Genomic DNA, 16,879 nt, shown 5'->3' with positions numbered 1-16,879 from the left:
GGGTTCGGGCCTCAGTAGAGTTCGGGCCTCAGTAGGGCAGGCCCTCCGAGGCGGCGTGCAAGGCCGCGAGTAGACATGCGGTGATTTCTCCGCCGGAAGCCTCGGGATCATCGGCGTACCGCTGGGCGAAGTCCTCCGCCGCCGCACGCAGTGCCCCGTTGAGGGTCGCTGCGTGCACTTTCGCTCTCAAGTCGTCGGGGTGGCCGCCGGATCGCCGGGCGAGGAGTTCTCCGAGGACGGGCAGGGCGTCGTCGTGGGCCTGGAGCCAGACGGAGCGCAGTGCCGGGTCGGTGGACGTCATACGGATCAGATCGAGTATGACGGGGGTGTCGGCGGGCAGCTCGCCGATCCGGCAGGTCTCCGTGAAGAAGTCGACCAGGCTCATCTCCGGCGGCCAGTGGCGCAGTTCGGCCATGACGAAATCGAGCCCCGCCGAAAGGAGGGGCAGTACGCAGCTCTCCTTGGTGGGGAAGTGACGCCACATGGTGCGGGCGGAGATCCCCACGGCCTGAGCGATCTGCTCCCCGGTCGTCGCGGTGACGCCTTGCGAGGTGAACAGGCGAACGGCTTCGCGGGCTATCTCGAAGCGGAGAGCCGCCTTCCGTCGCTGAACGAGCGACGGCCTGGCGACCTCTTCCGCCGTGTGTCCTCGTTCCGTGGATGGCGCCTCGCGCACTCTCGCTCCACCGCCCTCCGTCTCGATCAGCGCAGCATAGCGAGCGGCGCGGATGACGCATGCAGACGTCTTGTCACAGACTGACACGCAGCCCTATTCTCCCGTAAGTGACCAGCGGGTAACCCGCGTTGGTCTCCTCTGTTATGTCTCACTTGTCATGCGCATGCCGAAAACTCCCGTGGTCCCCTCAAGGAGTCGCCCATGCCCCCTCCCAGCAGACGCGCCCTGCTCGCAGGCGCCGCCGGACTCGCCGCCGCGAGCGTCGTCCTTCCACCATCGGCCGCCTCCGCCGTACCTTCCCGGGTGCGGCTGACCCGGGAAGAACACCGGGTCGTCATCATCGGATCCGGTTTCGGGGGCGGCGTCGCGGCGCTGCGCCTGGCACAGGCGGGCGTGCCGGTGACCGTGCTCGAACGCGGTCGGCGCTGGCCGACCGGGCCGAACGCGGAGACCTTCCCCAGGGTGTCGGGCCTCGACAAACGCATGCTCTGGTACGGCACCCTCCCCGCGGCGGTCAGGCCGCTCGCCAAGCTCCTCGGCACCCCGCTGAACTTCGCGCCCTACGCCGGACTCCTGGAACCCGTACTCGGCGAGAACATCCTGAGCGTCTGCGCGGCCGGGGTCGGTGGGGGATCCCTCGTCTACCAAGGGATGACCCTCCAACCGTCGGAGGCGGTGTTCAACACCTGGCTGCCCGAACAACTCGACTACCGGCGCATGGACCAGATCCACTATCCGAGGGTCGCGAAGATGCTGCGGGTGGCCACGGCACCCGATGAACTGGTCGGCTCACCCCACTACGTGGCGGCCCGGGTGTTCTCCGAGCGTGTGCGCGGAGCCGGGTACGGCCTCGAGAAGATCCCCATGCCCATCGACTGGGACTACGCCCTCGCCGAACTGCGCGGTGAGATGAAGCCGTCGTACACGAACGGCGACTGCGCCCTCGGCGTGAACAACGGCGGCAAACACTCCGTCGACGTGACCTACCTTCAACAGGCCGAGGCGACCGGCAAGGTCACCGTGGCGACCCACCACAACGTCACGTCCGTGGCGCGGGCCGGTGACGGTCGCTGGGAGGTGCGGGTCGACCGCACCGATGACTCGGGCCGGGTCCTGGAGCAGAAGATCCTCTCCGCCCGGGCCCTGGTCATGGCAGCCGGCAGCGTCAACACCAGCAAGCTCCTCGTCCGCGCGGCGGCCACCGGAGCCATCCCCGACCTGCCCGACGGGCTCGGCGAAGGATGGGGCACCAACGGCGACCGCATCTACGCGTGGACCAACCTGCGGGAGGACTTCGGGCCCGAACAAGGCGGCCCGGTGGTCTTCGGCAGCAAGGCATGGGAGGACCCGGCCACCGCGAACACCATCATCCAGGCGTCGCTCCCGCCGCTGGGCCTCGACACCAGGACGACGATGCTGGTCGGCTTCGGGGTGAGCCCCGATCGCGGCCGCTTCCGCTACGACGCCGACACCGACTCCGTGTCGCTGCACTGGCCCCGGGACGGTGACGCCGTGAGCCACCGGCACATCCAGCGGAGGGTCTCGGCGGTCTCCAAGGGACTCGGCGCGCTCACGGACACCAATTCCCTGGTCAACAGCACCTGGCACCCGCTGGGCGGAGCGGCGATGGGCACCGTGTGCGACATCGACGGCCGCGTGCGGGGACAGCGCGGGCTCTACGTACTGGACGGTGCGCTGATCCCGGGCACGACGGGAGCGTGCAACCCGTCCATGACCATCGCCGCCGTGGCCGAACGGGCGCTGGACGCCATCACCGCACGCGACATCGACACCGTCATCTGAATCACGTCTGAACCACCTCTGCATCACGTCCGCATCACGAGCGAGGAGCACACCCATGAGCCGCATGAGACACCCTTCGCGTTCTGCTCTGCCCACCCGTACGACCGAATCCTCCGCGCACACCGAAGCGTTGACCACCCGCCGCACGGTCCCGGCCCGGCTGCGCCTGGTGGCAGGCGTCGTCGCGGGCACCGTCTGCGTGGGCCTCTCGGGGGCATCGGCCTCCGCGGCCGACGGGGAGCCCGTCGTCTCCCGGGGCGTCACCATCCCCGCCTTCTACAACCCGCCCGCCGAACTGCCTTCCACCAATGGTGCGTTGATCAGGACCGAGGCCATGCCGCTCGGGCTGAGCATCCCCGGTCTTGACGGCCGCCCGATGCCCGGTACCGCGAGCCGACTGATGTACAAGTCCACCGACTCGGCCGGGCAGCCGGTCGCGGTGACCGGCGCCTACATCGAGCCCTCGGCGGCCTGGACGAAACCGGGGCCGCGCCCGCTGGTGGCGGTGGCCTCGGGCACCATGGGCCAGGGCGACCAGTGCGCACCCTCGTTCGCCCTCCAGCACCCGTTGACCCTCAACGGCCAGACGGTGTCGGTCGGCTACGAGGCCCTGGCCATCTACCGCATCCTGGCCACCGGGGCAGCCGTCGTCATCACCGACTACGTGGGCCTCGGCGCCACCGACCGCCTGCACACCTATGTCAACCGCCTCGACCAGGGGCACGCCCTCCTTGACGCGGCCCGCGCCGCCCGCTCCGTGCCCGGGGCATCGGTCACCGCGGAGTCCCCCACCGGTCTGTACGGCTACAGCCAAGGCGGTGGCGCAAGCGCCGCGGCCGCCGAACTCCACTCCTCCTACGCCCCCGAGATCAAGCTCGCCGGCACCTACGCCGGTGCACCACCGGCGGACCTGACCTCGGTCATGAAGGGCATCGACGGCAGTGCGCTCGCGGGCGCCCTCGCCTGGTCGATCAGCGGCTTCGCCCAGGCCGACCCCGACCTGCGCGCGGTCGTGGACACGCACATCAACGCCCAGGGGAAGGCGGCACTGAAGGACGCGTCGACCATGTGTGTCGGCGACGCACTGTTCGGCTACGGGTTCACCAAGAGCAACAAGTGGACCAACGACGGCAAGTCCATAGGGGACATCATCGCCGCCGACCCCAAGGCCAAGGCCGCCCTGGACAAGCAGCGCATCGGCAGGCTCAAGCCCACCGGTCCGGTGCGTCTGGCGACCGGCGTCCAGGACGACATCGTCCCGCACGAGCAGGCCCGGCAACTGGCCGTGGACTGGTGCGGCAAGGGCGGCAACGTCACCTACGAGGCCCTCGTGCTGCCGAACCTCGGCGACAAGATCCTCACCAACCACCTCGTCCCGCTCATCACCGACCAGGGCGACGCCGTCTCGTGGATGGCCGACCGGCTCTCCGGCAAGCCGGCCACCTCCAACTGCTGGAAGGTGCCGCTCCAGCCCTGACCCCCGTCGCTACTGGGTGCGGGCGCGGCCGAGCTGGTGCAGGTCCTCCAGTGCGTCGCGCAGGACGGTGTGCTGGTGCCACTTGATCCAGGTGCCGAGGGCGCGGCTTGTGGTGTGCAGGGCCTGGAGCTGCGTCCGGGTGAAGCCGACCAGAGGGCGGGCGTGATGGGAGGAGATCACGCCGTGGACGGTGTCCTGGTCGTCGACCAGCGGGACACTGTGGCAGGCACGGCTACCGGCCGTGAGGATCACCCGGCGCGTGTCGTCGTCGAAGCCGGCCGACGAGGCCACCTCTTTGACGGTGACCTGGTGACTGGCGGAGGCGGCCCGGGCGCAGGAGGTGTTCCCGTCGACGAACGCGAAGTAGTCGGTGAACTGCCGGGAAAGACCGGTGTGTTTCGTCATGCGCAGGACACCGTCCTCGACCAGCTGCACGTTTCCCATGTCCGTGCCGGTGACGGACAGGACGCGTTGCAGGGCGGCGCCGAGTACCTCGCCCTGGTTGGACACGTTGAGCGTGCCTGCGCCGAGCGCGGCCAGGTCGGGTATCGGATGCTGTGCCCGGCCGCTGAACCACACCCGGGCTCCCGGTGCCGGCCCAGGTGTCCTGGCCACCGCGGCGGCCAGCTGGTGCAGCTTGATGTTGGCCCGCTGGGACGCCTGGCGCAGCAGCGTGAACGCCGCCTCCGCGTTCGCCAGCCGATACCGTTCGACCAGGACACCCTCTGCCAGGGCGACCCTGATGCGCGCACGCGCCTGGACCTCCAGCTCGGACACCTGCTCGCGCAGCGCGTCGGCGGTGGCCCTCAGCTGTTCCGACTCGTCACCGGGGGAGGGGAACCGCCGGGACGAGGACCGATCGTCGAATGATTGCGCAGATGGCATATTCGCCATGTGTCCCACCGCGGCGACCTCAACCCGGCGTGTTCGCGGTGTGATGACCGTCATGAAGCGCAGATGCCGCCCTGCATCCCGGTCTGCCCGATGTCAGGACGACCCTGCCGTGCCGAAGCCCTCACTCGGGCCGCCGATGGGCAGCCTGGCAAGCAGTGCACGTCGACTGGCCCTGACATGCTCGCGCATCACCTGCTCGGCGCTGTCGCCGTCCTTCTCGAGGATCAGCTCCAGTACGAGGTGGTGTTCGCGGTCCGATTGAAGGGCGCGGCCGGGCTGGCTCAGCGAGGTGTTCACGAGCCGGGAGTAGGCCAGCTGATTCATCAGCATCCGGTAGTGGGCCGCCAGCTTGTTGTTGTCCGCACCGGCGATGAGCAGGTCGTGAAACTCCTGGACCAGCTCCGCGTACCGCTCCCGATCGTCACGCGCCACCGCTTCATCGGCCTCGCGCAGGTTCCGTTCGAGCATGTCGATCTCCGAGACCCGGCCCCGCTGCGCCAGGAGGCGGACGGCCGCGCCCTCCAGGAGTTCCTTCATCTCGAAGAGCTCGGTGATCTCGCGCCGGGACGGAGTGGTGACGAACGTCCCCACGCGAGGCCGGATTTCGACGAGCCCCTCGGTCTGCAACTGCTTGAGGGCCTCGCGCACCGGCGTACGACTGACACCGAACTCGTCAGCGAGGGCGAGCTCCGAGAGCGGCGCGCCGGGCGCGATGTCGCCCTTGATGATCCGCCGACGCATTTCGGCGATCACCCTGCCCTGCATCGACCCGTTCTTCGGTTCGCTCATTCCGCGATTCACCGGACCCTCCTCCGTCTCCTGAGCCGCCCGCCGGTCATCCCAGGGGCGCGAGCGCGCCGCCGTCGAAGAACTTACCCGCGCTGTAGACCATCGGTGCTCGCTCGTCGACCGCGGCGTGCACCACACGGCAGATGAAGACGGTGTGGGTACTGGCCTGGAGCCGCTCGCGGATCTCGACCTCCATCTGCGCGCTGCTCCGCGCGATGAGCGGGCTGCCGAACGGGCCGCCGTGCCAGTCCAGATCCTTGAACTTGTCGTCGGACTTCGTCGCGAACGTGCCGGCGACGTCGAGTTGGTCCGTGGACAGGATGTTGATCGCGAGGTGACCGGCCCGGAACAGGCAGTCGTGGGTGGACGAGGTGCGCTGGACGCACACCATCACGGTGGCGGGGTCGAGCGAGATGCTCGAGAAGGCGTTGACGGCAAGACCGCGGGGGGTCTCTCCGTCCATCGCTGTCACGACCGTGACACCGGTGACGAACTGCCGGTTCACCTGCTTCATCACGTCGAGGTCGGGCTTGGAGGCGAGCGGGGCCATGAGAGTGCTCCTTGTCATCTTGATCGTCGGTCCTGTTCCTCGTCAGTCCTGTCCCACGCGGATGATGCCGAGGGCCGAGAGCAGGGCCCGCGGATCCCATGTCACGTACTCCTCGACGATCTGGTCCCCCTCGAACCGGGCGAAGGTGGCACCGCTGACGTCGACGCGCCGCGTGGTGGCGGGGACACCGAGGAACGAGTTCGTGTGGGTTCCGCTGCTGTGCCAGCGGATCGCCGCCTTGTCGCCGTCGATCAGGATGTCGTCGATGGTCGTGACCAGGTCCGGAAATGCCGCACGTGTGGAGACGACGGCGGCCTTGAACGCGGTCAGGTCCTGTGGGTCCGGATCGTTGCCGTGGCGGAGGTAGGCCGGGCTCAGGAGCTCGTCGAGGGCATCGACGTCCCCTTGCCCCCAGGCCGCGGCCCATACCTTCTGCGTGCGTGCGCGACGGGATTCAGCGTGCGACATCAATTTTCTCCTTTCGGTCGGCGCCCAGTTCCTTCCAGAAGGACACCGCAAGACCGGCGATGATCACGAGGAACGGCAAGGACGTCACGATGACGGTGTTCTGCAGGGCGTCGAGGCCGCCCGCGAGCATGAGGGCGACGGCGGTGACGCCGGTGATGACTCCCCAGAGGATGAGCACCGAACGGCGCGGGGTGAGCGATCCGTTCGAGGTCATCATGCTCAGTACGTAGGTGTTGGCGTCCGCTCCGGAGACGAAGAACATCACCACCAGGAGGATCGCGACCGCCGATGTGACCCCGGCGAGCGGGAAGTGGTCGAGGGTCGCGAAGAACGCGCTGTTGATGTCGGCCGAGGTCTGCTTGGCGATGTCACCGCCCTCGAACAGGTCGAGGTGGATCGCGGTGCCGCCGAAGACCGTGAACCAGGTGAAGAACACCACGCTGGGTACGACGAGCACTCCGACGATGAAGCCACGGATGGTGCGGCCCCGCGAGATGCGGGCGAGGAAGACACCGACGAAGGCGCCCCAGGAGACCCACCAGGCCATCATGAAGTAGGTCCACACCTGCATCCATTCGAGCCCGCCGAACGCCGTCCCCTGCAGACTCATCCGGAAGAAGTCGGTGGCCCACTGACCCACGGACTCGATGTACAGGTTCGCGATGAAGACGGCGGGGCCGACCACCAGCATGAAGACGAACAGCGCGACCGCGAGCAGCGAGCTGCCCTGACTCAGGAACTTGATCCCCTTGCTGACGCCGGTCACTGCCGAGAGCGTGAAGACCGCGGTGACGGCGGCGATGATGAGCACCTGGGACACCGAGTTGACGGGGATCCCGAACAACGTTCCCAGGCCGTTGTTGACTTGGAGCGCTCCGAGGCCGAGCGAGGTCGTGGTGCCGAAGAGCGTCGCGAACACGGCGAGTACGTCGATCGCCTTGCCGATGGGCCCGTTGACGCGGTCGCCGAGCAAGGGCACGAACAACTGGCTGACCAGGGCGCGGCGGCCTTTGCGATGGGTCGAGTACGCGATGGCGAGTCCGAAGATGGCGAAGATCGCCCAGGCGTGCAGGCCCCAGTCGAAGTAGGAGTACTGCAGGGCCCGTACCGCTGCGTCCGGCGTGTTCGGCTCGGCGACGCCGTGGGCGGGCGCCGCGAGGTGCGAGATGGGTTCGGCGACGCCGTACGAGACGAGGCCGATGCCCATGACCGCGCTGAGGATCATGGAGAACCAGGTCAGCGTCGAGAACTCGGGACGATCGGTGTCCTTGCCGAGCCGGATGTCGCCCGCGGGGCTGAAGGCCAGGAACACCAGGAAGACCAGGATGGCGAGTGTGACCACCAGATAGGTCCAGCCGAAGGTGCCCGTGACCCAGTTCAGGGACGCGGTCGTGACCGTGTTCAGGTTCTCCGTGAAGAGCACCGCCCAGGCGACGAAGACGGCGGAGATACCGAGCGAGGCCCAGAAAACGGAACCGAGCCTGGCGACGGTCCCGCCCCCTTCGCCCGTGTCCTCGAAAGCGCCGTCGGCGGGGCTTTCGCCCCCGCTCGCCGACGGCTCGTCGGGCGTCATTTCCGCGCCCGTTCGAAGGGGACTGGACATGAAACTCCTTGAGTCCGCGGGCTCGCCGCTACCGCCATTGGTATACAAGGAGCAGTAAGGCATGCCGCAGATTGAGCGTCAAGGGATCGGTCGCATCGAATCGCCCGGGACTGTGCGGATGCAGTAAGTAGCCAGGTCAGAAGTGCTGCGAGGCTTCATGGAGCGGCTACTGGTGTTTTGGGGAAGTCGCCCGGCCTTCCCTCTTGACCGGTACCGGAGTGCATGTCTAACGTCCTGTTGTATGCAAGAGAGCAACCTGGATCGTCCGGACGCGAGCATCGGTCTCCGTAAGCTCGTGCTCTACCGCGACGTCGTCCTCACCGAGGCGGGCGAGGTGCCCGCGCAACCGGCCAGGCGAGCCAGCGTCGCCGCCGTCATCCGGAACCCGTGGACGGGCGTCGGCCCTTCGACCGATCTCTCCCCGGAGCAGGCCCACATCGCGCCGGTACTGGCGAAGGTGCTGACCGAGAGGCTCATCGGCGCGCTCGGTGGCGTGGACGAGATCGAATCGTTCGGCAAGGCCGCCATCGTCGGCACGGCGGGCGAGATCGAGCACGCCGGTGCCCTCATCCACACCCCGTACTTCGGGAATCTGGTCCGGGAGTTCCTCCAGGGCGAGTCGATCATCTGCTTCGCCGACACGCGCGCCGATGCGGGCGAAACGCTGATCGTCCCCCTCTGGCACAAGACACTTGCCGCGACCCGCAGCCACTACCAGACCATCAGCGCCCGCGTTCCCGACGCCCCGCGTGCCGACGAGATCGTCGTCATCGCGGCAGCGTCGACGGGCCCTCGTCCCCACCCCCGCATCGGGGACCGCATGACCGACCCCGTCGTCACCACCGAAACACTGGAGGAAGTCCCCTCATGAACGTCCGCAAGATCGTGACCGTCGTCGAGGAGATCCACACCGAAGGCGGCCGCGCGGTCGGCAGCCCCGCCCGGGTCGCCGTCGTCGCAGCGGTGATAGAGAACCCGTGGGCCGGTCAGGGCTTCGTCGAAGACCTCAATCCCGGCATCGACGCACACGCGTCCGACATCGGCGCGCTCCTCGCCCCCGCGGTGCTCGAAGCCCTGGACGCGCCCGCCGAGGCGTACGGCAAGGCCGCCGTCGTCGGCCTGGACGGCGAGGTCGAGCACGGCTCGGCGCTGATCCACACGCTCAAGTTCGGCGACCACTTCCGCAAGGCCGCGGGCGCCACCACCCTGCTGCCCGCGGTCGAGAAGCGCGGACCCGCCGGCGTGGCCTTCGACATCCCGCTGAAGCACATCACCGACGCCACGATCCGCTCGCACCACCAGACCATCGAGATCCGGCTCACCGACGCCCCCCACCCGAACGAGATCGTCATCGCGCTCGCAGCCGCCGCCCAGGGCCGTCCGCAGCAGCGCCTCGCTCCCCTCTCGACCGAGCAGTAGGAACGTATGAGCAAGCCGACCGTGGTGCTGCTGCACGGCGTCGGGCTCGACCACTCGATGTGGGAGCCCGCCGCCGCGCTCCTGGCCGACCGTTTCACCGTGATCACCCCCGACCTGCCGGGCCACGGCACGCGCCCGCCCGTGCGCGACGGGGTGACGCTCACCGACCTGGCCGACGGGGTCGTAGACGGGATTCCCGAGGGCTCCCACCTGGTCGGATTCTCACTCGGGGCACTCGTCGCCCAGCACGTGGCGCTGCACCGTCCTGAGCTGGTGGCCACACTGACCTCGGTCAGCTCGGTGTGCGACCGTACGCCCCAGGAGCGGACGTCCGTCCTCGATCGGCTGCGCACCGCGGAGGCCGACTTCGAGGCGAGTGCCGCCGCTTCCCTGAAGCGCTGGTACGCAGGCACCGACGTCGACCTCGCATGTGTCGCCCGCACCAGGGCCACGCTCTTGGCCAACGACGTCGGGTCGTTCCTCGCCTGCTATCGCGTGTTCGCCACCGCGGACGCCGAACTCGGCCCCGACCTGGGCTCCATCGCCGTACGCGCACTGGCCGTGACCGGTCAGGACGATCCCGGCTCCACCCCCGAGATGACCCACCGGCTCGCATCGGCGCTCGCGCACTGCCGCGCCGAAATCATCCCCACAGCACGTCACATGCTGCCCGTCGAGCGCCCCGACGCGTTCGTCGACTGTCTCACCACCTTCATCGGAGAGCGCGCACATGTCTGAACCCACCACGTTGCAGCACTTCATCGGCGGTACGTGGGTGGAGCCCGCGTCGGGGGAGTACTTCGAGAGCACCAACCCGGCCACGCGCCAGGTCCTCTACCGGGCGGCACGCGGGAACGCGGCCGACGTCGACAGGGCTGTGGCCGCCGCACGCAAGGCCTTCGAGGACCCGCGGTGGCGCGACCTCAGCCAGACCCGACGCGGACACCTCCTGCGTCGCCTCGGCGACCTGATCGCCGACAACGCCGAAGACCTCGCCCGCATGGAATCGCGGGACAACGGCAAACTGCTGCGCGAGATGCGCGGGCAACTGGCCACACTTCCGGAGTACTTCCACTACTACGCAGGCCTTGCCGACAAGATCCACGGCGACTTCATCCCCACCTCCGACCGCCAGGTCCTCAACTACACGGCACGGGAGCCGCTCGGCGTCGTCGGCGCGATCACCCCCTGGAACTCGCCGCTGACCTTGACCAGCAGCAAGCTGGCCCCGGCTCTCTGCGCGGGCAACACCGTCGTGATCAAGCCCTCGGAGTACACCTCGTCCACCGTCCTCAAGCTCGCCGAGCTGGCACTCGAGGCAGGCTTTCCGCCGGGCGCGGTCAACGTCGTCACCGGGTTCGGCGCCGAGGCCGGGCAGGCTCTTGTCGACCACCACGACCTGGCGAAGATCTCCTTCACCGGCAGTACCGCCACCGGGGCCCGTATCGCCGCGGCGACCGCGAGCCGTTTCATCGGCTCGACGCTCGAACTCGGCGGCAAGTCGCCCAACATCGTCTTCGACGACGCGCAGCTTCCCAATGCCGCGATGGGTGTCGTCGCAGGCATCTTCGCCGCCGCAGGACAGACCTGTATCGCCGGGAGCCGCGTGTTCGCGCACCGGTCCGTCTACGACGAGCTGCTCGAACGCGTCTGTGAGCGCGCCAGGACCATCCGCATCGGCGACCCCATGGACGAGGCGACCGAACTCGGCCCGCTGGCCTTCGAGGACCAGCGCGACAAGGTGGCCGGATACGTCGACCTCGGACGCAGTGAAGGCGCCCGGGTGCTGACCGGCGGACACTCCACCGACGGCGGGCTCGGCGGCTACTTCTACGAGCCCACCATCCTCGTGGACGTCGACAACAGCATGCGCGTCGTCCGCGAGGAGATCTTCGGCCCCGTACTGGCGGTCATGCCGTTCGACACCGAGGAGGAGGTCGTACGTCTGGCCAACGACACCGAGTACGGACTCGCGGCCGGGGTCTGGACGACGAACCTCGCACGGGCGCACCGGATGGCGGCCCGTCTGGACGCCGGGACCGTCTGGGTCAACACCTATCGGGCCATGTCCCCGATGTCGCCGCGGCAGGGCTTCAAGACCAGCGGGTCCGGCGTCGAGCACGGCACCGAGTCCATCAAGGAGTACACCCGCCTCAAGAGCGTCTGGATCAACACGAGCGAGGAGCCCGTGGCCGACCCGTTCACGATGCGGAGCTGAACCATACGGGGGCTGAACCACGCGGGGCCGAACCATGCGGAGCTGACATGCCACAGATCGCCATCACGCTCGCCGAGGGCCGCACTCCGGCACAGATCCGGGACCTGATCCACGAGGTGCACGGCGCGGTCCTGCGCACCACGAACACCCGGCCCGAACACATCCGGGTCGTCGTCCACGAAGTCCCCCGCACGCACTGGGCCACCGGGGACGTCACTCTCACCGAGATGGACGCCGCGCGCGCCCAGGTCACCACCACGACAGAGGAGCAGCCATGAGGTTTTCGTTGTTCGTTCACATGGAGCGCTGGGACGAGGAGGACAGCCACCGGCAGCTGTTCGAGAACCTCTCCGAACTGGCCCTCATGGCCGAGGCGGGCGGGTTCTCCACCGTGTGGATCGGGGAGCACCACGCGATGGAGTACACCATTTCCCCCAGCCCCATGCCGCTGCTCGCCCACATCGCCGCGAAGACCTCGACCATCCGCCTGGGCGCGGGAACCATCATCGCCCCGTTCTGGCACCCGATCAGGGCCGCCGGTGAATGTGCCCTGCTCGACGTCATCAGCAACGGCCGTATGGAGGTCGGCCTTGCCCGGGGTGCCTACCAGTTCGAGTTCGACCGGATGACGGACGGCGTCTCGGCCCGCGACGGCGGGAAACACCTGCGCGAGCTCGTGCCCGCCGTCCGTGCGCTCTGGCAGGGCGACTACGCCCACGACGGCGACATCTGGCAGTTCCCCACGTCGACCAGTGTGCCCAAGCCGGTGCAGCAGCCCGCCCCGCCCATGTGGATCGCCGCCCGCGACCCCGACTCCCACGACTTCGCGGTGAGCCAGGGCTGCAACGTCATGGTCACCCCGCTGATGAAGGGCGAGGACGAAGTCGCCGACCTCAAGCGGAAGTTCGACACCGCGGTGGCCAATCACCCCGAGGTGCCCCGCCCCGACCTGATGGTGCTGCGGCACACCCACGTCCACTCGCCCGACGAGCCCGAAGGATGGCGCCCGGCCGCAGAGGCGATCAACCGCTTCTACCGGACCTTCGACGCCTGGTTCGGCAACAAGACCACCCCTGACAAGGGATTCCTCGCCCCCAGCCCGGAGTCGAAGTTCGAGGACCGTCCCGAGTTCGAACCGGAGTCGCTGCACAAGACCGCGATGATCGGCACCCCGGAAGAAGTGGTCGAGCGGCTGCGCGCCTACGAGGAGCTCGGTATCGACGAGTACAGCTTCTGGATCGACACCGGTCTGTCGCACGAGGAGAAGCGCAAGTCCCTGGAGCTGTTCATCAAGGAAGTCATGCCGGCTTTCCAGTGAGGACGCTCGCCACCACGCGGGCCGTATCCCGCCCGAGGTCCGACACGGAGGGCTCGGTCGCCGGCAGACACCGCCCCGCGCCGGGATCGTAGACGCAACCAAGTACCCCGGCGTGGTCCGTGGCGGGCTCGGACAGTTCGGAGTCCCAGCCGTGTGAGAGCAGGGCTTCGTGCAGTTCACGCGAGGAATCGCCGGGCACGACCGTGTCCTCGGTGCCGTGCACGAGCCGTACGGGCACCGGTGTCACCGCCGGGCCGATCGCACGGAGGGGAACGGTGCCGGTGGTGCGTGCCGGGAAGCGGTAGCCGCCCGCGATGCCGATCACCGCGGTCGGCCTCCAGCCGTCGAAGAGCTCCGGCTGGAGGGCTGTGCCCATCGCGGCGCCCGCCCCCGCCGACCACCCGGCGAGAATCAACTGACCCTCTCCGTCGCTTAGTTCGCGTACGTAGTCACGCCCGAACCGCAAGGAGTCGGTGAGATGCGCCCGGCCCTCGTCGGCCTGGTCCGAACGCCAGTCGGGGACGAGGACGGTGAGGCCCAACCCGGCGATCTCTCGTGCGAGCGGCGCCATCACGTCCCGCTCGTCGGGTCCCATGCCGTGCCAGAGCAGCACACATCCATCGTCCTGTTGCTCCGGGGCGTAGATGTCGACGAGTTTGCTGTCGCTGCCGGTGGTGTACTTCACCGTCCGGGTCGTGATCCTCAAGTCTGTTCTCCAGTTCAGGCGGGGTGAGTCGGCTCAGACATGCAGGGTAGGCCGGTAGACGAGTTCTTGGACGTGTCCGTCGAGCGTCCGGCGCTCGATCAGCTCGGGGCCCTGCCTGCCCCAGTAGCCGGTCCAGTCGCTGCCGGCGGCGCCGGGCCAGGTCGTTGAACGCCGACAGTTCAGCTGACTCCCGCTGCTGCCGGGTCATGCGCCGCAGGATCTCGCGGGCGTGCGCCGCGTGGAAGGAGCCGGAGCATGGAGATTCTCTCCGTACGGATCGCCGCGCCCGCATGTTTCCATCGAGGTATGCAAGCCACCGGAATGCCCGCCCCGGGACGAACCCACCGAGAGGACACACGATGAGCGCCACGGTCGTTCGAGCGATCCTCGAGCACATCCCGGCCGACCGGGTACTCACCGATCCGGACAGCGTCGAGGCCTTCCGCAGTGACCAAGCGGCATGGGCGCCCAGCGGTCGCCCCGCGGCCGTCGTCCGCGCGAGGTCCACCCAAGACGTCGCCGACACGGTGCGCGCCTGTATCCGTCACCGCACCCCGGTCGTCGCCCGCGGAGCGGGCACCGGCCTTTCCGGGGGCGCGAACTCGGGCGAGGGGCACGTGGTCGTGGCGCTCGACGGCATGGACGAGATCGTCGAGGTCAACCCCCTGGAGCGTCTCGCGGTCGTTCAGCCCGGAGTCGTCAACGACCATCTGCGGGCGGCGGTGGCCGAGCACGGACTCTGGTATCCGCCCGACCCCGCGAGCTCCCCCTGGTCGACCATCGGCGGCAACGTCGCCACCAACGCGGGCGGCGTCTGCTGCGTCAAGTACGGCGTCACCGGTGATTACGTACTCGCCCTGGAGATGGTCAACGGGCTCGGCGAGATCGTGCGGCTAGGTCGACGCACCGCGAAAGGCGTCGCAGGCTACGACCTGACGGGTCTCGTCGTCGGCTCGGAAGGAACGCTCGGCATCGTCACGGAGGTGACCGTCCGCCTGCGGCCCATGCCACCGGCCTCGGTCACGATCGCGGGGCACTTCGACTCCGTCGTCGATGCCGGAGCCGCCGTACGCGCCGTGGCCGACGCAGGGCTGACCCCGTCGGCGCTGGAACTGATCGACCGGCACTGCCTGCGCGCCGTCGACGCGTGGAAGAACATGGGCCTCTCGCTCGACGCCGACGTGGTGCTCCTCGGCCGGATCGACGAGCCGGGCGAGACGGGCGCCGCCCAGGCCGAGCGCATGGTCGACTGTTTCCGCGGCGCCGGTGCCTCCTGGGCGGAGCGGTCCACGGACGAGCACGAGGCCGACGCCCTGTTCGCTGCCCGGCGGCTCGCCTACCCCGCCCTCGAACGTCTGGGTCCGGTCCTGACCGAGGACATCTGTGTGCCCAAGGAGCACATCCCGGAGATGCTCGGCCGCATCGAGAAGACCGCCGTCCGGCACGACATCCTCATCGCCAACATCGCGCACGCGGGCGACGGCAACCTCCACCCGCTGCTGATCACCCAACCCGGCGACGACGCCGCACGCACCCGGGCCCAGGAGGCCTTCGCCGAGATCATCGCCGATGCCATCGCGCTGGGCGGCACCGTCTCCGGCGAGCACGGGGTGGGCCTGCTCAAGCGTCCTGGCCTCGCCGCGGAGATCACGCCGGAGGCCATGGCCATGCAGCGTGCCGTGAAGCAGGCTCTGGACCCGCACGGCGTGCTGAACCCCGGCAAGGTGCTGTCCTGAGCGTTGACGGTGCGGTGGAATGAGGGTTCTCTCTTGCTGCGGATGAGGTGCGGGAGAGTCCTTCACCAGCAGGGGAGACATCACACTCATGCCAAGCGAGCCAGGACTCCGTGTAGCCGTCGTCGGCACCGGGAAGATGGGCGCCGACCACGTACGCCGTCTCCATGACGTCATCAGCGGGGCGCGGGTGAGCGCCGTCGTCGACATCGACGCGGACCGGGCGAAATCCCTCGCCGCCACGATCGAGGGGTGCACGGCCTATACCGAAACGGCGCCCGCCCTCGCGTCGCAAGAGGTGGATGCCGTACTCATCGCCTCGCCCGGTCCCGCGCACGAGTCGGCCCTCATCGAAGCCATCGGCCGCGATCTGCCGGTGCTGTGCGAGAAGCCGATGACTCCGGACACGGCGTCCGCCCTGCGGATCCTGGAGGCTGAGCAGCGGCTCGGGCACCGGCGCATCCAGGTGGGCTTCATGCGGCGCTACGACGCCGAGTACGTCAGGCTCAAGAGGCTCATCGAGAGCGGTGAGTTGGGCGCGGCCCTGATGCTGCACCAACGGCACCGCAACCTGGCGATGCCGCCCGCCTTCACCGACGAGATGCTCATCACCAGCTCGGTCTCCCACGAGGTGGACGCGACCCGATGGCTGCTGGACCAGGAGATCACGGCTGTCACCGTGCACAAGCCGAGGGCGTCGTCGCTCGCCCCGACCGGCATGAACGACCCGCAGTTCGTCCTCTTCGAGACCACGTCGGGCGCGCTCGTCGACGTCGAGATCTTCGGGCACTGCGGTTACGGCTACCAGGTGCAGGCCGAGGTGGTCTGCGAGCGAGGCACCGTACGCATCGGGGACGAACAGGGTCCCCGAATCAGCGCCGAAGGCCGCTGGGGAGGAGACGTACCTCCGGACTACGTCGAGCGTTTCGAGGATGCCTACGACCGCGAGGTGCAGGCCTGGGTGGACGCCACCCGCAGGGGCGAGATCACAGGACCGAGTGCCTGGGACGGCTACGCGGCCGCGGCCGTGTGCGAGGCGGGCGTGGTGTCCCAACGGGAGGGCGGGCGCACCGAGGTCGAGCTGGTCGAGCGGCCCGCGTTCTATGCGTAGAGCGCACGGGTGGGGAGAAGTGGGGAGGGGGGGGCGGGGGGGGCCCCCCTCCCCCCCCCCCCCCCCCCGGCAGGGGGCCCCCAAAGGGGGGCCCGGGGCCGCACCAGCCCCCGG

At 68.8% G+C, this 16,879-nt stretch carries 17 protein-coding genes; 10 read left to right on the top strand and 7 right to left on the bottom strand.

The window, feature by feature from the left end:
- Positions 1-28: 28 nt before the first annotated feature.
- Complete coding sequence (locus tag ACWFRJ_RS34655) at positions 29-676, bottom strand: TetR/AcrR family transcriptional regulator (RefSeq protein WP_453540140.1); 648 nt, start codon at positions 674-676, stop codon at positions 29-31.
- Between the two features lie 201 nt (positions 677-877).
- Between ACWFRJ_RS34655 and ACWFRJ_RS34650 the strand changes: the two genes are divergently transcribed.
- Positions 878-2,479: a GMC oxidoreductase gene (locus tag ACWFRJ_RS34650; protein WP_453540137.1), complete on the top strand. Its 1,602-nt coding sequence runs from the start codon at positions 878-880 to the stop codon at positions 2,477-2,479.
- Positions 2,480-2,543: 64 nt separating this feature from the next.
- Positions 2,544-3,956: a lipase family protein gene (locus ACWFRJ_RS34645; RefSeq protein ID WP_453540262.1), complete on the top strand. Its 1,413-nt coding sequence runs from the start codon at positions 2,544-2,546 to the stop codon at positions 3,954-3,956.
- Between the two features lie 9 nt (positions 3,957-3,965).
- Here the strand turns inward: ACWFRJ_RS34645 and ACWFRJ_RS34640 are convergent, their stop codons facing one another.
- The 5 genes from ACWFRJ_RS34640 to ACWFRJ_RS34620 all read right to left on the bottom strand — a co-directional run bounded on the left by ACWFRJ_RS34640 (position 3,966) and on the right by ACWFRJ_RS34620 (position 8,260).
- Positions 3,966-4,841, bottom strand: coding sequence for an ANTAR domain-containing protein (locus ACWFRJ_RS34640; RefSeq protein WP_453540134.1), 876 nt, complete (start codon positions 4,839-4,841; stop codon positions 3,966-3,968).
- A 102-nt stretch (positions 4,842-4,943) separates the two neighbouring features.
- Positions 4,944-5,639, bottom strand: coding sequence for a GntR family transcriptional regulator (locus tag ACWFRJ_RS34635; protein ID WP_453540131.1), 696 nt, complete (start codon positions 5,637-5,639; stop codon positions 4,944-4,946).
- Between the two features lie 46 nt (positions 5,640-5,685).
- The gene (locus ACWFRJ_RS34630) at positions 5,686-6,189 is read right to left on the bottom strand and encodes a flavin reductase family protein (RefSeq protein ID WP_453540128.1); all 504 of its coding nucleotides are present in this window, start codon (positions 6,187-6,189) and stop codon (positions 5,686-5,688) included.
- 42 nt (positions 6,190-6,231) lie between these two features.
- Entirely contained in the window at positions 6,232-6,657 is a 426-nt protein-coding gene (locus ACWFRJ_RS34625) for an ester cyclase (protein ID WP_453540125.1), read from the bottom strand.
- Positions 6,644-8,260 (bottom strand): BCCT family transporter, encoded by a 1,617-nt coding sequence (locus tag ACWFRJ_RS34620; RefSeq protein WP_453540122.1) that lies wholly within the window; start codon positions 8,258-8,260, stop codon positions 6,644-6,646. Before ACWFRJ_RS34620 ends, ACWFRJ_RS34625 begins: the two co-directional genes overlap by 14 nt.
- A 241-nt stretch (positions 8,261-8,501) precedes the next feature.
- Here ACWFRJ_RS34620 and ACWFRJ_RS34615 point away from each other — a divergent pair, with 241 nt between their 5' ends.
- From ACWFRJ_RS34615 to ACWFRJ_RS34590, 6 genes are read left to right on the top strand one after another with little or no spacing between them, the layout of a single operon-like run.
- On the top strand, positions 8,502-9,131 hold the full coding sequence (locus ACWFRJ_RS34615) for an amino acid synthesis family protein (RefSeq protein WP_453540119.1): 630 nt from the start codon (positions 8,502-8,504) through the stop codon (positions 9,129-9,131).
- Positions 9,128-9,679: an amino acid synthesis family protein gene (locus tag ACWFRJ_RS34610; RefSeq protein ID WP_453540116.1), complete on the top strand. Its 552-nt coding sequence runs from the start codon at positions 9,128-9,130 to the stop codon at positions 9,677-9,679. Before ACWFRJ_RS34615 ends, ACWFRJ_RS34610 begins: the two co-directional genes overlap by 4 nt.
- A 6-nt stretch (positions 9,680-9,685) precedes the next feature.
- Positions 9,686-10,417, top strand: coding sequence for an alpha/beta fold hydrolase (locus tag ACWFRJ_RS34605; RefSeq protein WP_453540113.1), 732 nt, complete (start codon positions 9,686-9,688; stop codon positions 10,415-10,417).
- Positions 10,410-11,897, top strand: a complete 1,488-nt coding sequence (locus ACWFRJ_RS34600) for an aldehyde dehydrogenase (protein WP_453540110.1) — start codon at positions 10,410-10,412, stop codon at positions 11,895-11,897. Before ACWFRJ_RS34605 ends, ACWFRJ_RS34600 begins: the two co-directional genes overlap by 8 nt.
- 47 nt (positions 11,898-11,944) lie before the next feature.
- A complete protein-coding gene (locus ACWFRJ_RS34595; protein WP_453540107.1) occupies positions 11,945-12,175 on the top strand; it encodes a tautomerase family protein in 231 nt (76 codons plus the stop codon).
- Positions 12,172-13,215 carry an LLM class flavin-dependent oxidoreductase gene (locus tag ACWFRJ_RS34590; protein WP_453540104.1) on the top strand — a complete coding sequence of 348 codons (1,044 nt, stop codon included), beginning with the start codon at positions 12,172-12,174 and terminating at the stop codon, positions 13,213-13,215. Before ACWFRJ_RS34595 ends, ACWFRJ_RS34590 begins: the two co-directional genes overlap by 4 nt.
- Here ACWFRJ_RS34590 and ACWFRJ_RS34585 read toward each other — a convergent pair.
- Entirely contained in the window at positions 13,196-13,921 is a 726-nt protein-coding gene (locus ACWFRJ_RS34585) for an alpha/beta hydrolase (RefSeq protein WP_453540102.1), read from the bottom strand. The two genes, ACWFRJ_RS34590 and ACWFRJ_RS34585, sit on opposite strands and share 20 nt — an antisense overlap.
- 359 nt (positions 13,922-14,280) lie before the next feature.
- On the opposite strand from ACWFRJ_RS34585, the gene ACWFRJ_RS34580 reads away from it, so the two are divergent.
- The gene (locus ACWFRJ_RS34580) at positions 14,281-15,657 is read left to right on the top strand and encodes an FAD-binding oxidoreductase (RefSeq protein WP_453540099.1); all 1,377 of its coding nucleotides are present in this window, start codon (positions 14,281-14,283) and stop codon (positions 15,655-15,657) included.
- An 88-nt stretch (positions 15,658-15,745) separates the two neighbouring features.
- Complete coding sequence (locus ACWFRJ_RS34575; RefSeq protein WP_453540096.1) at positions 15,746-16,765, top strand: Gfo/Idh/MocA family protein; 1,020 nt, start codon at positions 15,746-15,748, stop codon at positions 16,763-16,765.
- Positions 16,766-16,879: the final 114 nt, after the last annotated feature.

The organism is Streptomyces sp. NPDC055239 (genome assembly GCF_053606205.1).
The sequence above is the reverse complement of the archived record's forward strand: the minus strand, read 5'-3'. Positions and strand labels throughout refer to the sequence as shown.

Coding starts and splice junctions, on each gene's coding strand:
- ACWFRJ_RS34650 (WP_453540137.1), top strand. CDS start 878: ATGCCCCCTCCCAGCAGACGCGCCCTGCTCGCAGGCGCCGCCGGACTC.
- ACWFRJ_RS34645 (WP_453540262.1), top strand. CDS start 2,544: ATGAGACACCCTTCGCGTTCTGCTCTGCCCACCCGTACGACCGAATCC.
- ACWFRJ_RS34640 (WP_453540134.1), bottom strand. CDS start 4,841: ATGCCATCTGCGCAATCATTCGACGATCGGTCCTCGTCCCGGCGGTTC.
- ACWFRJ_RS34635 (WP_453540131.1), bottom strand. CDS start 5,639: ATGAGCGAACCGAAGAACGGGTCGATGCAGGGCAGGGTGATCGCCGAA.
- ACWFRJ_RS34630 (WP_453540128.1), bottom strand. CDS start 6,189: ATGGCCCCGCTCGCCTCCAAGCCCGACCTCGACGTGATGAAGCAGGTG.
- ACWFRJ_RS34625 (WP_453540125.1), bottom strand. CDS start 6,657: ATGTCGCACGCTGAATCCCGTCGCGCACGCACGCAGAAGGTATGGGCC.
- ACWFRJ_RS34620 (WP_453540122.1), bottom strand. CDS start 8,260: ATGTCCAGTCCCCTTCGAACGGGCGCGGAAATGACGCCCGACGAGCCG.
- ACWFRJ_RS34615 (WP_453540119.1), top strand. CDS start 8,502: ATGCAAGAGAGCAACCTGGATCGTCCGGACGCGAGCATCGGTCTCCGT.
- ACWFRJ_RS34610 (WP_453540116.1), top strand. CDS start 9,128: ATGAACGTCCGCAAGATCGTGACCGTCGTCGAGGAGATCCACACCGAA.
- ACWFRJ_RS34605 (WP_453540113.1), top strand. CDS start 9,686: ATGAGCAAGCCGACCGTGGTGCTGCTGCACGGCGTCGGGCTCGACCAC.
- ACWFRJ_RS34600 (WP_453540110.1), top strand. CDS start 10,410: ATGTCTGAACCCACCACGTTGCAGCACTTCATCGGCGGTACGTGGGTG.
- ACWFRJ_RS34595 (WP_453540107.1), top strand. CDS start 11,945: ATGCCACAGATCGCCATCACGCTCGCCGAGGGCCGCACTCCGGCACAG.
- ACWFRJ_RS34590 (WP_453540104.1), top strand. CDS start 12,172: ATGAGGTTTTCGTTGTTCGTTCACATGGAGCGCTGGGACGAGGAGGAC.
- ACWFRJ_RS34580 (WP_453540099.1), top strand. CDS start 14,281: ATGAGCGCCACGGTCGTTCGAGCGATCCTCGAGCACATCCCGGCCGAC.
- ACWFRJ_RS34575 (WP_453540096.1), top strand. CDS start 15,746: ATGCCAAGCGAGCCAGGACTCCGTGTAGCCGTCGTCGGCACCGGGAAG.